This window comes from Brevibacterium sp. LS14, from assembly GCF_012027885.1.
Lineage (GTDB): Bacteria > Actinomycetota > Actinomycetes > Actinomycetales > Brevibacteriaceae > Brevibacterium > Brevibacterium casei.
In genome coordinates this window covers 1-15,106 of record NZ_SJXG01000007.1, presented here as the reverse complement: position 1 = coordinate 15,106, position 15,106 = coordinate 1, and the positions used below count along the sequence as shown (strand labels likewise).

Here is a 15,106-nt window from a genome sequence, read left to right as displayed (position 1 = left end):
GGAAAGCGTTCACGAGATCTCAGATTCTGGGAAAGTCCTCAGAACCCGTTCGGCGAGTACGGCATCCGCCCGAGGCTGAACATCGCACTCGCCTGCACGGCGGCACCGGGGACGTTCTCCTCGATGCGTCCGGCACGGACGAGGATGACGGGGTCGGCACCGCCGAAGTAGAGCGAACCGAGCTCGGCGATGCCGAGGCTGAGATCGGCAGGGGTCGACTCGGAGGCGGTCTCGACGACGGCGTTCTCCCCATCGGAGGTGATGCGGAACTTGCCGCCGGTGAGCTCCTGCGGGTCGTCGATCTCGAGCACGAGGGTGCCCGCGACGTACCAGGGGCGGGCCTCGAGGGCGGCCTTGACGTCGAGGATCCGGATCCAGATGTTGTCCTCGGTCGACGTCGTCCGCACCCGGCGGGAGTCGGTGAGCAGCCACGGCAGCGGTGAGTCCTCGGCCGATTCGCCGAAGGTCACCCGGCTCGAGAGATCGATCGCGGCGAGGAACGACCACAGCGAGGCGTAGGCGGCATCGGTGGCGGCGACGAAGTCGATGAGCTCGATCGTCGGCGGCTTGACCGACCAGCCCGCGAATTTGTAGGACACGTAGCCGTCTGGCTGCCCGTCCTCACCGAAGTGGAGCGCAGCACGGACCCCGCGGTCGGCCTCCCCCGTCTCGGTGTTGAGATCCCCCGTGGCCCGCTCGATGTAGGTCTGCTGCCTCTCCATCGCACCCGGTGAGGTGCGCATGAACTCGCCGTAGATCTTCGGGGCGAGTTCGCGCAGGACGCTCGGCAGGCACATCTCGACCCGCCGGTCGGGTTCGCGGATCATCTGGAAGCCCGGCGAGGTGTCGACCTCGATCGCGTGCGACCACGTCGCCACCCCGAAGCCGTAGCGGGAGTAGATGCCGCCCTCGGTCGCGGTGAGTGCGGCGAACGGGTAGCCGGCGGCCTTCGCCTCGGCGAGGTCGGTCGTCATCATCGACCGGAGCAGTCCGCGCCGCCGATGCGTCGGGCGCACGGTCACCCACGTGATGAGGTGGGCGGGCACGAGCCGGCCGCCGCCGACGTTGACGAGCTTCTCGAACCACGCGAAGGTCGCCACGGGGATGCCGGAGTCGAGCGCGTACTCGTATTCGCTCTCGGCATAGACGGCGGTGAGCCGACGGTCGTCGTCGATCGCGCGCTGGACGCGCTTCTTCAGCGCCTCATCGGTCGACCGGGAGTCGTGGAAGCCGACGCTCGTCGAGGCGAAGTAGCCCTTCGTCCTCTCATCCGGCTCTCCCGTCGACTCGTCGAAGGCGGGGGTGAAGCTCTCGAAGCGGTAGTTCGTCACAATGTCGCCTTCCTCGAGGATGGGCCGGGTGGTCCTCCCTGCGACTCTAACACCGGCTCTGTGACCTGGCCCTCGGCAGCGCGCGGCCACGCCCCGACTCACCTGCCGTCACCCGCGGTCACCGGCGGCGGCTGTCACGGAACTTCACGACTTTGCACAGGCGACGATCAGGCGCATAATTGTTGAGCAGTTCGGCGATCCCGGACGCGATTGGCCCAGCCGACCACGAATCGAAGGACCCCGATGCCCACTCCGACGCGCAGCCGCCGTCGCTCAGACACCGTCTGGTCGCGTCTGCGCCGGTCACGCCCCGCGATGATCGGCCTCGGACTCGTCGTCCTCTTCGTCCTCCTCGCCGTCCTTGCCCCGGTCTTCTCGTGGCTGACCGGCAACAGCCCGTACGCGTACAACCCCGATCTCCTCGGTCCGGACACGGCACCGGCGGGGCCGTTGGGCGGGATGAGTGCGGGGCACTGGTTCGGGGTCGAACCGCGCACGGGCCGGGACCTCTTCGCGATCGTCACCTACGGCGCCCAGGTCTCCCTCCTCATCGGGCTCGCCGCGACGGTCGTGTCCGTGGCCGTCGGGGTCGCGATCGGGCTCATCGCCGGCTTCTTCGGCGGAATCGCCGACCGTCTCCTCTCGCGCCTGACCGACATCGTCTTCGGCTTCCCGTTCCTCATCTTCGCGATCGCGCTCTCCGCCACCGTGCCCGCGAGCTTCCCGCGCCCGCTCCTCCTCATCCTCGTCATCGGCCTCTTCGGATGGCCGCAGGTCGCCCGCGTCGTCCGCAGCGAGACCCTGTCCCTGCGCGAACGCGGCTTCGTCCGTGCCGCCGCCGCACAGGGCACGGGATCGGCCCGCATCATCGTCCGCGAGATCGTGCCGAACATCGCGGCCACCGTCATCGTCTTCACGACCGTCTCGATACCCGGCAAGATCGGCGCCGAGGCGGCCCTGTCCTTCCTCGGGGTCGGCGTCAACCCGCCCACCCCGTCGTGGGGGCGCTCGATCTCCGATGCCATCTCGTGGGTCCAGGTCGACCCGATGTACCTCATCTTCCCCGGCATGGCGCTCTTCCTCGTCACGCTCGGCTTCAACATGTTCGGCGACGGTCTCCGCGACGCCCTCGACCCCGCCGAGGAGCGGGGCGGGGAGACGGCGAAGGCCGACCCGATGAGCGCAGGAGGTCAGCCGTGAGGCTCCGATTCATCGTCTCCCGGATCCTCGGCGCACTCGTCGTCCTCCTCCTCATCGCGGCCGCGTGCTTCGCGATCTTCTACCTCATGCCCACCAACCCGGCCCAGCTCTCGTGCGGCAAGCCCTGCTCCCCCGAGCGCCTCGCCGAGGTGGAGCGCTACCTCGGCGTCGACCAGGCGTGGTGGAAGCAGCTCGTCGACTTCCTCGCCGGCATCATCGGCGGACGCACCTTCGGCGAAGGCACGACGGCCATCCACTGCAATGCCCCGTGCTTCGGGTATTCATTCCGCCTGCGCGACTCGGTCACCGCCCTCATCCTCGATCGTCTGCCGGTGACGCTCTCGCTCACCCTCGGCGCCGCGGTGCTCTGGGCGATCGGCGGCATCGCCGCGGGGCTGCTCGCCGCACTCAAGCGGGGCACGTTCACCGACTCCGCGGTGATGGGGGCGGCGATCACGGGGATCTCGGCACCCACGTATCTGCTCGGCCTCCTCGGCGTGCTCCTCTTCGGCTTCGTCCTCAACGTCCTGCCCATCGGCGGGTATGTCCCGCTGACGGAGAACCCCGCGCTGTGGGCGTTCCATCTCATCCTGCCCTGGGTCGTGCTCGCGATCGCCAATGGCGCGATCTACGCGAGGCTCACGCGCGGGCAGATGCTCGACGTGCTCAGCCAGGACTACATCCGCACAGCGCGGGCGAAGGGGCTGAGCGAGACCGTCGTCGTCGGCAAGCACGGCCTGCGCAACCTCGTCGTGCCCCTGACGACGCTGTTCGCCATCGACATCGGCGGCCTGCTCGGCGGGGCGGTGATCACGGAGAAGGTCTTCGCGCTCGGCGGGGTCGGCACCCTGCTCCTCGAATCGGTCGCCAGCCTCGACATCCAGGTCATCGTCGGCGTCACCCTCTTCGCCGCCGCCGTCGTCATCATCGCCAACCTCATCGCCGACCTCAGCTACTCCGTCCTCGACCCGCGGATCGGAGCCGCCCGATGACCCTGCCCTCCCGGCTCCCGCCGCACCGACTGACACAGCACCGGCGCCGATGTCGGCGGCAGCGATGTCGGCGCCTGCGGGCCCCGTACGCCCAGACCCCAGGCACCCAGACCAAAGCCACTCAGACACTCGACTCCACTCCACCCACTCCACGCAAAGGACCATCATGAAGCGCATCGGCCTCGCCGCCGCCACCCTCGCCCTCGGCCTCGTGCTCACCGGCTGCAACGCCAACCCCGGCCTCAACGACGACTCGCGGGGCGACACCCTCGGTGAGACGCAGAGGGGCGGGACGCTCAACATCTTCACCGACGCTCCCGACATCGACTTCGACCCCGGCAAGAGCCAGGGACTCGCGATCACCTCGCTCTCGCTCGTCCACCGTCGGCTGACGACGTGGGACATCCAGCCCGACAAGCCCGGCAAGGTCGTCCCGGACCTCGCCACCGACACCGGCACGGTCAGCGACGACGGGAAGACGTGGACGTTCACCCTCAAGGACGGACTCAAGTACGAGAACGGCCAGCCGATCACGACGCAGGACATCAAGTACGGCATCGAACGCTCCTTCTCCACCGAGCTCTCCGGCGGCCTGAGCTACCACAAGGGTCTGCTCGAGGGCGGCGCCGAATACCAGGGCCCGTTCAAGGGCGAGGACCTCGCCTCGATCGAGACCCCGGATGAGAAGACCATCGTCTTCCGCCTCAACTCCTCCTTCGGCGACTTCCCCTGGATCGTCTCGATGCCGGCCTTCTCCCCCGTGCCCGAGGGCGAGGACGACCCGAGCCGGTACGGCATCGACCCCATCGCCTCGGGTCCCTACAAGGTCGAGTCGAACCAGTCCGGTGCCGAAGCGGTGCTCACCCGCAACGACCAGTGGCAACAGGACACCGACCCGGTGCGCACGGCCGGACCCGACTCGGTCGTCTTCAAGCTCGGCCAGGACGCCTCGGTGACCTCCCAGGCGCTCATCTCCGACTCCGGGGATGCGAAGAACGGGTTCTCCGCGAGCTTCGTGCCCGCCTCCCAGCTCGCGCAGGTCCAGAACGATCCGAACGCGAAGTCCCGGCTTGTCACCTCCGGACCCGGCGCACTCGCCTACCTCGCAATGAACACCGAGCGCCCCGGCCTCGACGACGTCAAGGTCCGCCAGGCGATCAACTACGCCGTGGACAAGAACACGTTCCGCATCGCCGGCGGCGGGGAGATCTCCGGTGACTATGCGACGACGCTCATCACGCCGGGCATTCCCGGACGCGAGGAGTACGACCTCTACCCGGCCGAGCCCGGCGGCGACGTCGAGAAGGCGAAGTCCCTGCTCGCCGGGGCCGGCGCCGACCTCGGCACGCTCACCCTGCTCACGCAGAACTCCGCGACCTTCGTCGCGCAGGCCGAGGCGATCCAGCAGGCTCTCAGCAGAGCGGGCATCACCGTCGAGATCAAGTCCGTCGACGCGAACACGTACTCCGCCGATGCCACGGCCAACGACGCCGACTACGACCTCGTGCTCGGGTCGTGGCAGCCGGACTTCCCCTCCGCCAACGGCAACATCCAGCCGCTCTTCGACTCCTCGCAGATCGGCAACGGCAACTACAACCTCTCCCGCTACTCGAACAAGGAAGTCGACGCGCTCATCAGGAAGGCGACCGAGACCGTCGATCCGACCGAGGCGCAGAAGGTGTGGGCCGAAGCCGACCGCCGGATCATGGAGGACGCGCCCGTCGTGCCGCTGACGTACAACAAGAACTCCTTCCTCCACGGGTCGAACGTCGAGAACTTCGTCATCGGGGAGTTCCCGGCCTACCCCGTGTACTTCAAGGCCTCCCTCAAGGGCTGAGATGACGAGTCCGCATCCCGCGCTGCGCTACCGGGACTACTCGGTCTCCTTCGGCTCCCGCCAGGTCACCCGGGACGTGTCCTTCGACCTCGTCCCGGGCTCGATCCTCGCCCTCGTCGGCGAATCCGGGTCGGGCAAGTCCGTCACCGCACTCGCTCCCCTCGGCCTCGTGCCGGGGGCGAGCGAGTCCGGGTCGGTGCTCCTGTGCGCCGAGGAGGGCACCCCCGCCCCGGCGGGACCGGCCCCCGACTCGGCGGAATCGGCCCCCGCCCCGGCGGCTGATGGGGTCGACCTCGTCGGCCTCGACCAGGAACGGCTGCGGGCGATCCGCGGGGAGCGGGTCGGGGTCGTCTTCCAGGAGCCGATGAGCGCGTTCAACCCGATGTTCCGGGTCGGCCATCAGATCGCCGAGGCGGTCCGTGCCCATACCCGCCGTCCCGGGCCGGACCTCGGAGAGCGGGTGGTCCGGCAGCTGCGCACCGTCGGCCTGCGCGACCCCGAGCAGGTCGCCCGGGCCTTCCCGCACGAGCTCTCCGGCGGCCAGCTGCAGCGGGCGATGATCGCGCTCGCGACGATCAACTCACCGCAGGTCCTCATCGCCGACGAGCCGACCACGGCCCTCGACGTCACCGTGCAGACGGGCATCCTCGACCTCCTCCTCGCCCAGGCGCAGGCCGGCCAGGCCGTCCTCCTCATCACCCACGACATGGGCGTCGTCGCCGACATCGCCGACCGGGTGGCCGTGATGAAGGACGGCCGCATCGTCGAGACGGGTCCGGTCGCCCAGATCTTCTCCGACCCGACCTCGGCCTACACCCGGGAGCTGCTCGCCGCCGTGCCGCGGCTCTCCGCGGTCGTCGCGCGGAGGGACGACTCCCCCGCCGAGGCGGCTGCCGGGTCCCGGACGGATGCCGGGTCCCGCGCGGACGTCGGGCCCCGCGCGGGCGTCGAGTCCCGCGCAGCCGCCGGGTCCGCGACCGGCCCAGTGCCCGCAGCCGAGCTGCAGCACGCCACCGTCGTCCACCGCTCCTCGGGCCGCCGGGTCGTCGCCCTCGACGACGTCAGCCTCGTCGTTCCCGCAGGGCAGATCACCGGGCTCGTCGGCGAGTCGGGCTCGGGCAAGTCGACGATCGCCAGCGTCCTCACCGGCGGGCAGGCGCTGACCTCAGGTGAGGCGTTCGTCGACGGCGAACTCGTGACCACCCGCCCGAACCGACGACAACGGCGGCACCGGGCAGAGGTCGGCGTCGTCTTCCAGGACCCGCGCGGCTCGCTCAATCCGCGCCGGTCGGTCGGCTCGCAGATCGCCGAGCCGCTGCGCGTCCACACCGACCTGCGAACCCGGCAGATCGAGGCACGGGTGAGCGAGCTGCTCACCGACGTCCAGCTGCCGGCCGACTTCGCCGAGCGCTACCCGCACGAGCTCTCCGGCGGCCAGCGGCAGCGTGTCGCGATCGCCCGCGCGCTCGCGCTGCGCCCGAAACTGCTCATCGCCGACGAACCGACCTCGGCCCTCGACGTCTCCGTCCAGCGCGGAGTGCTCCGGCTCCTCGCCGACCTCCACGAGGTCCGCGAGTTCGCGTGCCTGTTCATCAGCCACGACCTCGCCGTCGTCGAACAGCTCGCCTCGAGCGTCATCGTCCTCCGCGACGGGCGCATCGTCGAGGAGGGATCGAGCAGGCAGGTGCTCACCGACCCGCAGCAGCCCTACACCCGGGAGCTCATCGAGTCCGCACCGGTGCCCGATCCCGCGGTCCAGGCCGCCAGACGCGCGGCGCGGCTCGCGGCGTAGGCGATCCGGTTCGCGGCACAGGCGAGCCCGCGTTGCTCGGGCTTCCCGTGGAGCGCGCGCACCGGGCCCACGGCCGACGAGACGACGAAGGCGCCGAGGGAGGCGATTCCCTCGGCGCCTTCGATCTCCCGGTCCACCCGGGCAGACGATCAGCGAGCGGCAGTGCCCTCGGTGTAGTCGTCGTCGGTGTCCTTGAGCCACGCGAACATCTTCCGCAGCTCGCGACCGGTGGCCTCGATCGGGTGCTTCTCCTCCTTGGCGCGCAGCTCCTTGAACTCCGTGCCGCCGTTCTTCTGGTCGTTCATGAAGCGCTCGGCGAAGGTGCCGTTCTGGATGTCGACGAGGACGCTCTCCATGTTCTCCTTGACCTCGGGCGTGATGACCCGGGGACCGGAGACGTAGTCGCCGTACTCGGCGGTGTCGGAGATCGACCAGCGCTGCTTGGCGATGCCGCCCTCGACCATGAGGTCGACGATGAGCTTGAGCTCGTGGAGGACCTCGAAGTAGGCGATCTCCGGCTGGTAGCCGGCCTCGGTGAGGACCTCGAAGCCGTACTGGACGAGGTGGGAGACGCCGCCGCAGAGCACGGTCTGCTCGCCGAAGAGGTCGGTCTCGGTCTCCTCGGTGAAGGTCGTCTTGATGCCGCCGGCACGGAGGCCGCCGATCGCCTTCGCGTAGGAGAGCGCGAGCTCCCATGCGTGGCCGGTCGCGTCGACCTCGACAGCGACGAGGACGGGCACGCCGCGGCCGTCGACGTACTCACGGCGGACGACGTGGCCGGGGCCCTTCGGGGCGATCATGACGACGTCGACGCCCTCGGGGGCCTTGATGTAGCCGTAGCGGATGTTGAAGCCGTGGATGAAGACGAGGGCCTTGCCCGGGGTGAGCTGGTCCTTGACCTCGTTCTCGAAGATCTCAGCCTGCACCTGGTCGGGAGCGGCGATGGTGATGACATCGGCCCAGGCGGCCACCTCGGCGGGGGTGCCGACCTCAAGCCCTTCGGCGGCGGCCTTGTCCCGGCTCGACGAACCCTCCTTGAGTCCGATGCGCACTTCTGCTCCGGAGTCGCGCAGGCTCAGTGCGTGAGCGTGGCCCTGACTGCCGTAGCCGATGACGGCGACCTTCTTGCCCTGGATCAGCGACAGGTCGGCATCGTCGTCATAAAAGCGTTCTGCCATGGTTCTAGCTCCTTCGAGGTTTCGGGGTGATGGCCCCATTGTTTCACAGTTCGGTACGAATGTTCACTTGTTGAGACGACTGTCGTTCCACTCCGTGGAACGCGGTGTCGGTGCCGGTCGGTCACCGGCTCAGCCGCGCAGGGCCCGGTCGGTCGCCGGCTCAGCCGCGCAGGGCCCGGTCGGTGATCGACTTCGGTCCGCGCCCGATCGCGACGGTGCCGGACTGGACGATCTCCTTGATCCCGAAGGGCTCGAGGACGTCGCGAAGGGCCTCGACCTTGCCGAGCTCACCGGTCGCCTCGACGCACACGGAGTCCGTGGAGACGTCGACGATCGAGCCGCGGAACATCTCGACGGCGGCAGCGACCTGGGGTCGCGTGGCAGCGTTGGCCTTGACCTTGTAGATGACGTGGGCCCGGCGCACCGAGGAATCGGGTTCGAGCTCGACGATCTTGATGACGTTGACGAGCTTGTTCAGCTGCTTCGTCACCTGCTCGAGCGGGACGTCGCCGACGTCGACGACGACCGTGATCCGAGAGAGCTCGTCGTGTTCGGTGACGCCGACGGCGAGGCTGTGGATGTTGAACCCGCGGCGAGCGATGAGTCCGGTGAAGCGTGTGAGCACACCGGGCTTGTTCTCGACGAGGACGGAGAGCGTGTGCCTGCTCGTCATTCCAGGCCTCCTTCGATCTGAGCCACGGAGCGCAGCGTGTCGTTGTCCTCGGAATCGCCCTCTTCGATGACGGACTCGATCGGTCCGTCGCCGTCGCCGTCGAAGTCGGGGCGGATGCCGCGGGCGTACTCGATCTCGTCGTTCGAGACCCCGGCGGCGACCATCGGCCACACCATCGCATCGGGTGGGACCGTGAAGTCGAGGACGACGGGCCGGTCGTTGATCGCCAGCGCCTGCTCGATCGCGGCATCGACGTCGTCATTGCTGTCCACGCGCAGCGCGAAGCAGCCGTACGCCTCGGCGAGACCCACGAAGTCAGGGATCCGGATCGTCTCGTGCCCGGTGTTGAGGTCGGTGTTCGAGTAGCGGCCGTCGTAGAAGAGGGTCTGCCACTGGCGCACCATGCCCAGCGACGAGTTGTTGATGATGGCGACCTTGATCGGAATGCCGTCGAGCGCGCACGTCGCGAGCTCCTGATTGGTCATCTGGAAGCAGCCGTCGCCGTCGATGGCCCAGACCACGCGGTCGGGTTCGGCGACCTTCGCGCCCATCGCCGCGGGCACCGAGTAGCCCATCGTGCCGAGCCCGCCCGAGTTCAGCCACGAGCGGGGCCGTTCGAACTCGACGAACTGCGCCGCCCACATCTGGTGCTGGCCGACGCCCGCGGCATAGATCGCCTCGGGTCCGGTGAGCGCGGAGATCCGGGAGATGACGTACTGCGGGTCGCAGAGCTCGCCGTGCTTGGAGTAGCCGCGCGGGTAGGTCCGCTTGAGTCGGGTGAGGAAGCGCCACCACGGCTCCCGCTGGCGCTCGAGCGCCTCCGGGTGCTTGTTCCGCAGCTCGGTGAGGATCTCCGCGAGGACCTCACGGGCGTCGCCGACGATGGCGACCTCGGCCACGCGGTTCTTCCCGATCTCCGCCGGGTCGATGTCGGCGTGGATGACCTGGGCGTTCGGGGCGAACGAATCGAGGTTGCCCGTCACCCGGTCATCGAAGCGGGCACCGATGGCGATGAGGAGGTCAGCCTTCTGGAACGACGTCACGGCCGGCACGCTGCCGTGCATGCCGGGCATCCCGAGGTGGAGCGGATGGGAGTCGGGGAACGCGCCGCGGGCCATGAGGGTGGTGACCACGGGGATGTTCGTCGCCTCGGCGAGCCGCAGGAGCTCCTTCTCCGCCTCCGAGCGGATGACGCCGCCGCCGATGTAGAAGACGGGACGGTGCGCCTCGGCGATGAGGCGGGCGGCCTCCCGGATCTGCTTCGCGTGCGGTTTGAGGATCGGCCGGTAGCCCGGCAGCTGGGCCTCCTCGGGCCAGACGAACGGGGCCGTGCCCGTCTGCGCATCCTTCGTGATGTCGACGAGGACCGGTCCGGGGCGCCCGGTCGTCGCGATGTGATGGGCGTTGACGATCGCTGATGGAATGTCCTCGGGCCGGGTGACGAGGAAGCTGTGCTTGGTCACCGGCATCGTCATCCCGACGATGTCGGCCTCCTGGAAGGCGTCGGTGCCGAGCAGCTTCGAACTCTGCTGACCGGTGATCGCGAGCACGGGCACCGAGTCCATGTGGGCGTCGGCGAGCGCGGTGATGAGGTTCGTCGCCCCAGGGCCCGAGGTCGCGATGCACACGCCCAGCTTGCCCGAGGCCGCCGCGTAGCCCTCGGCGGCATGGCCGGCGCCCTGCTCGTGGCGGACGAGGATGTGGCGGATCTTCTCGGTCTCGAAGAGCGGATCGTAGGTCGGGAGGATGGTGCCGCCGGGAAGTCCGAAGACGGTGTCGATGCCGAGGCGCTCGAGGCTGCGGACGATCGCCTGCGCGCCGGTGAGGACCTCGGGCGTCGAACTCCTCCGCACGCTGGACGGTGTCGGCTTCGCCGGCGCTGCGCTCTGCGCAGTCCCGGCGGCCGACTTCTGGGCCGGGGGCGTGGCTGCCATCTCTTCGTTCCCTTTCCTTGGTTGACCCGCTCGCATCCGTCCCCGCACTAAAAAAGCCCCTCCGGTGTCGGTAGGGGCGCGCGGAACGTGTCGTGGTGACAGGCTACGGATGATCCGCGCGCTGGCTAATGACGACGACGAGAAGGTGAGTCATGCCTCAATGGTTCACTGCCCCCTCGCGGGTGTCAAACCGCAGAAATGATCGTCTCGCATATCGGGATTCCTGCGGAGCGAGCGATGAGACCGGGAGTCGACGACCGCCTCGGCGGGGGAATCCATCAGCTTCCGCGGTCGAACAAAACCCCACTTCAGGGGGCCCAGATTCCGCATCGCGAGACCATAGACGCGGGCAGTCCCCGGGACTAGGCTTGATGTTCGTGCGCCCCCTTCTACGCTTCTGGCCCGATCTGCGAACCCGGATCGGCATCTACACAGTCGTTCTCGTCCTCACCCTCGTCGCGAACGGCATCCAGCTCATCGTCCCCGTCATCACCGGGTACATCATCGACGGTCCGATCACCGAAGGCGACCTGCCGGGTCTCTGGCTGCCCGTGCTCGGAGTCCTTGCCATCGGGATCGCCGAGGCGGTGCTCATCTGGGCCCGCCGGATGATCGTCGCCCCCGTAGTCTCGGCCTGGGAGATCATCTGGAGGGCCCGGCTCTTCGACCGCCTCCAGTACACCTCGGTGGCCGTCCACGACTCGTGGGAGTCGGGACAGCTGCTCTCGCGGGCGACGACCGACCTCTCCCAGCTGCGGCGCTTCTTCGCCTTCGGCCTGCCGTTCCTGCTCGCGACCCCGATCGTCCTCGTCGTCGGCACGATCATGCTCACAGCGCTCCAGCCGATCTTCGGCCTCATCATGATCGCCATGGCCGTGCCGACGATCGTGTGCGCGGCGATCTTCGAACGCAAGTACCGTGAGGCCTCACGCCGATCGCAGGACACGGTCGGTGAGATCACAACCGACGTCGAGGAGTCGATCCAGGGCATCCGGATCCTCAAGTCCTTCGGCCGCTCCCCGTGGGCTGCCGAGCGCTTCTCCGTGCTCTCGCGCCGGTTCCAGAGCCTCGAGGTGCGCAAGGCGAAGCTCGACTCGTGGTTCTGGGCCCTCGTCATCCTCCTTCCCACGCTCGCCCAGGCCGCGATCGTCGGGGTGGGCACGTGGGGCGTCGTGCAGGGATGGACGACGATCGGCACGGTCGTGGCCGGAGTGACGATCTCGATGGTGCTGCGGATGCCCATCGAGATGCTCGGGTTCCTCCTCGCCGACGCCCTCATGTCGATCACGGCCGCCGGGCGCTACTGGGAGGTCGTCGACATCCGCCACGACATCACCGATGCCGACGGTGGGATCGCCGACGACCCGGACGTCGGGCGCTTCCGCGGGGAGCTCGACTTCGACGACGTCGACTTCCACTTCGCCGACACCGACCGGCTCACCCTGCGCGGACTCGACCTGCGCATCGCGCCGGGACAGACGCTCGCCCTGGTGGGCACCACCGGGTCGGGCAAGACGACGCTCGCCTCCCTCGTGCCGCGACTCCAGGACGTCACCGGGGGCGCGGTGCGCATCGACGGCATCGACATCCGGAACCTGCCGGTCAACGAGCTGCGCCACCTCGTCTCGGTCTCCTTCGAGGATCCGATCCTCTTCTCCGCGAGCGTCCGGGACAACGTCGTCATGGGCTCCCCCGGTGCCGATGACGACGCCGTGTGGCAGGCGCTGGAGATCACGGCGGCCGCCGACTTCGTCTCCCGCCTGCCCGAGGGCCTCGACACACAGGTCGGCGAGCAGGGTCTGTCGCTGTCCGGCGGGCAGCGGCAGCGGCTCGCGCTCGCTCGGGCGGTCATCGGCAAGCCGCGGATCCTCGTCCTCGACGATCCGCTCTCGGCCGTCGACGTCGACACCGAGGACCGGGTGCAGCTCGCCCTGCGCGAGATCCTGCCCGATTCGACGACGCTCATCATCGCCCACCGACCCTCGACAGCTGCCCTCGCCGACGTCGTCGCCGTCCTCGACGAGGGCCGCATCGTGGCCCGCGGCACCCACGAGGAGCTCCTCGAGACCTCCCCGCTCTACCGGGAGCTCATGGGGGCGGGGATGCAGGCGAGCGCCTCGGCGAGGGGAACCGGGGCGACCGCCTCGGCGGGGAACTGCCCGACCCCGGACGGCACTCCTGCCGGGACCAGCGGAACGATCACGGAAGGACGGGACGCATGAGTGCGCCGAAGCCGGCTCAGGACGACGAGGTCGAGTCGCTGCCGCCGGACATCGCGAGGAAGGCGCGGGCCCTGCTCTACTCGCTCGTCCGCCCGCACCTGCCGATGGCGGTGTTCCTCCTCGTCATCGTCGTGGCCACAGCGATCACGCTCGTCATCGGTCCCCTCTTCATCGCCGATGCCCTCGACACCGGCATCCCGCGGGCCGTCGACGGCGACCCCGGGCCGCTGACGAGGGCGATCACGCTGTTCGTTGCGGCGGCGGTGGGCTCGGCGGTGCTCTCGTTCACGGCGACGAGGCTCGTGGGCATCACAGCCCAGAAGATCGTCTTCACCCTGCGCGAGCGCGTGTTCACCCATGTCCAGCGCCTCGATCTCGGCTACCACGAGCGCTCGACCTCGGGGCGGCTCGTGTCCCGGCAGACCTCGGACATGGAGTCGGTGCAGCAGTTCCTCTCGTACTCGCTCTTCGAGACGGCGCTCGCGGTGCTCCAGATGGGGTTCATCGCCGTCACCCTCGTCGTCCTCGACGTGCCGCTGGCGATCGTCGTCTTCGCCGGGTTCGTGCCGCTGTTCTTCATCACGAAGTCCGCGCATTCGACGCAGCGCGCCGCCTACCGGCGCACACGGACGTCGATCGCGAAGGTCATCGTCCACTTCGTCGAGACGATGGGCGGCATCCGCGCCGTCCAGGCCTATCGCCGGCAGCCGGATCGGCGGGGGACGCTGAGCGATCAGGACTCCGCCTATCGGGACGCCAACACCGATGCGCTGCGCGGGGTCGCGTGGTTCGCCGGGTGGACCCGCCTCATCGGCAACGTCACGCAGACGGTCATCATCGTCGTCGGCGCGTGGCTCGTCATCGAGGGGTGGACGCAGATCGGCGTGCTCGCCGCGTTCATCCTCTACCTGCGCCGGTTCTACGGCCCCCTCGACGAACTCGTCCAGTTCTTCAACCTCTACCAGTCGGCCTCGGCCGCGCTCGAGAAGATCGCCGCCGTCCTCGACACCGAGCCCGGAGTGCCCGCCCCGAAGACGCCCGTGCACCTGCCGGCGCGCGCGGGGACGACCGCCTCGGCGGGGGCCGGTGCGGGGGCGACTGCCTCGGCGGGGGACGGTGCGGGGGACGGTGCGGGGGCGACGACGGGACGGTCGATCGAGATCACCGACGTCCGCTTCGCCTACGCCGACGGACCCGACGTCCTCCCCCGCTTCGACCTCACGATCCCGGCGGGGCAGATCGTCGCGCTCGTCGGAGCGACGGGGGCGGGCAAGTCGACGCTCGTCAAGCTCGTCACCCGGTTCTACGATCCCAGCGAGGGCACGGTCAGCCTCGACGAGGTGGACCTGCGCGACCTCGACGATACGGAGCTGCGCTCGAGCGTCGTCATGGTCACGCAGGAGTCGTTCCTCTTCGCGGGCACGATCGCCGACAACATCCGCATCGGCAATCCCGAGGCCACGGACGCCGAGGTCGTCGCCGCAGCCACCGCGGTCGGCCTCGACGCCTACATCCGCCGACTGCCCGACGGGTATGACACGGATGTCAAGAAGCGCGGCGGTCGGCTGAGCTCGGGGCAGCGGCAGCTCGTGTCGTTCGCCCGAGTGTTCCTCGCCGACCCGGACGTCGTCGTCCTCGACGAGGCGACCGCGCACCTCGACATCCCCTCCGAGCGGCTCGTGCAGAAGGCGCTCGCGACGGTCCTCGAGGGCAGGACCGCGATCATCATCGCCCACCGGCTCTCGACGGTCGAGATCGCCGACCGGGTGCTCGTCATGGACGCCGGGCGCATCGTCGAGGACGGCACGCCTGACGAGCTCATCGCCGGCACCGGTCGCTTCGCCGCGCTCCACCGCGCGTGGCGCGACACGCTCGTGTAGCGGGCGGCGGCGGCGCGGCGCGGCCCGGCGCGGCGCGGTGCGGCCCGGCGCGGCGCGGTGCGGCGCG

General features: G+C 69.3%; 10 protein-coding genes. 6 read left to right on the top strand and 4 right to left on the bottom strand.

Annotated elements, in window-relative coordinates; translation table 11 throughout:
• Positions 1 to 38: 38 nt before the first annotated feature.
• Positions 39 to 1,331: a GNAT family N-acetyltransferase gene (locus EZE58_RS00075; protein ID WP_063249080.1), complete on the bottom strand. Its 1,293-nt coding sequence runs from the start codon at positions 1,329 to 1,331 to the stop codon at positions 39 to 41.
• Between the two features lie 243 nt (positions 1,332 to 1,574).
• Here EZE58_RS00075 and EZE58_RS00070 point away from each other — a divergent pair, with 243 nt between their 5' ends.
• From EZE58_RS00070 to EZE58_RS00055, 4 genes are all read left to right on the top strand, one after another.
• Positions 1,575 to 2,531: an ABC transporter permease gene (locus EZE58_RS00070; protein ID WP_009378165.1), complete on the top strand. Its 957-nt coding sequence runs from the start codon at positions 1,575 to 1,577 to the stop codon at positions 2,529 to 2,531.
• The gene (locus EZE58_RS17275) at positions 2,528 to 3,523 is read left to right on the top strand and encodes an ABC transporter permease (protein ID WP_101624804.1); all 996 of its coding nucleotides are present in this window, start codon (positions 2,528 to 2,530) and stop codon (positions 3,521 to 3,523) included. Before EZE58_RS00070 ends, EZE58_RS17275 begins: the two co-directional genes overlap by 4 nt.
• 166 nt (positions 3,524 to 3,689) lie before the next feature.
• Positions 3,690 to 5,360: an ABC transporter substrate-binding protein gene (locus EZE58_RS00060; protein ID WP_167559548.1), complete on the top strand. Its 1,671-nt coding sequence runs from the start codon at positions 3,690 to 3,692 to the stop codon at positions 5,358 to 5,360.
• Position 5,361: 1 nt separating this feature from the next.
• On the top strand, positions 5,362 to 7,152 hold the full coding sequence (locus EZE58_RS00055) for an ABC transporter ATP-binding protein (protein WP_167559546.1): 1,791 nt from the start codon (positions 5,362 to 5,364) through the stop codon (positions 7,150 to 7,152).
• A gap of 149 nt (positions 7,153 to 7,301) precedes the next feature.
• Here EZE58_RS00055 and ilvC read toward each other — a convergent pair whose 3' ends face one another.
• From ilvC to EZE58_RS00040, 3 genes are all read right to left on the bottom strand, one after another.
• Positions 7,302 to 8,330, bottom strand: a complete 1,029-nt coding sequence (gene ilvC / locus EZE58_RS00050; RefSeq protein WP_063249084.1) for a ketol-acid reductoisomerase — start codon at positions 8,328 to 8,330, stop codon at positions 7,302 to 7,304.
• Positions 8,331 to 8,490: 160 nt separating this feature from the next.
• Complete coding sequence (ilvN, locus tag EZE58_RS00045; protein ID WP_009378155.1) at positions 8,491 to 9,003, bottom strand: acetolactate synthase small subunit; 513 nt, start codon at positions 9,001 to 9,003, stop codon at positions 8,491 to 8,493.
• The gene (locus EZE58_RS00040; protein WP_063249085.1) at positions 9,000 to 10,937 is read right to left on the bottom strand and encodes an acetolactate synthase large subunit; all 1,938 of its coding nucleotides are present in this window, start codon (positions 10,935 to 10,937) and stop codon (positions 9,000 to 9,002) included. The genes ilvN and EZE58_RS00040 overlap by 4 nt, the downstream gene beginning before the upstream one ends.
• 371 nt (positions 10,938 to 11,308) lie before the next feature.
• Between EZE58_RS00040 and EZE58_RS00035 the strand changes: the two genes are divergently transcribed.
• Both EZE58_RS00035 and EZE58_RS00030 read left to right on the top strand, forming a co-directional pair.
• Positions 11,309 to 13,159: an ABC transporter ATP-binding protein gene (locus EZE58_RS00035; RefSeq protein WP_167559544.1), complete on the top strand. Its 1,851-nt coding sequence runs from the start codon at positions 11,309 to 11,311 to the stop codon at positions 13,157 to 13,159.
• Positions 13,156 to 15,039, top strand: coding sequence for an ABC transporter ATP-binding protein (locus EZE58_RS00030; protein WP_167559542.1), 1,884 nt, complete (start codon positions 13,156 to 13,158; stop codon positions 15,037 to 15,039). The genes EZE58_RS00035 and EZE58_RS00030 overlap by 4 nt, the downstream gene beginning before the upstream one ends.
• The last annotated feature ends 67 nt before the right edge of the window (positions 15,040 to 15,106 follow it).

Coding starts and splice junctions, on each gene's coding strand:
- EZE58_RS00040 (WP_063249085.1), bottom strand. CDS start 10,937: ATGGCAGCCACGCCCCCGGCCCAGAAGTCGGCCGCCGGGACTGCGCAG.
- EZE58_RS00030 (WP_167559542.1), top strand. CDS start 13,156: ATGAGTGCGCCGAAGCCGGCTCAGGACGACGAGGTCGAGTCGCTGCCG.
- ilvC (WP_063249084.1), bottom strand. CDS start 8,330: ATGGCAGAACGCTTTTATGACGACGATGCCGACCTGTCGCTGATCCAG.
- EZE58_RS00055 (WP_167559546.1), top strand. CDS start 5,362: ATGACGAGTCCGCATCCCGCGCTGCGCTACCGGGACTACTCGGTCTCC.
- EZE58_RS00070 (WP_009378165.1), top strand. CDS start 1,575: ATGCCCACTCCGACGCGCAGCCGCCGTCGCTCAGACACCGTCTGGTCG.
- EZE58_RS00035 (WP_167559544.1), top strand. CDS start 11,309: ATGTTCGTGCGCCCCCTTCTACGCTTCTGGCCCGATCTGCGAACCCGG.
- EZE58_RS00060 (WP_167559548.1), top strand. CDS start 3,690: ATGAAGCGCATCGGCCTCGCCGCCGCCACCCTCGCCCTCGGCCTCGTG.
- ilvN (WP_009378155.1), bottom strand. CDS start 9,003: ATGACGAGCAGGCACACGCTCTCCGTCCTCGTCGAGAACAAGCCCGGT.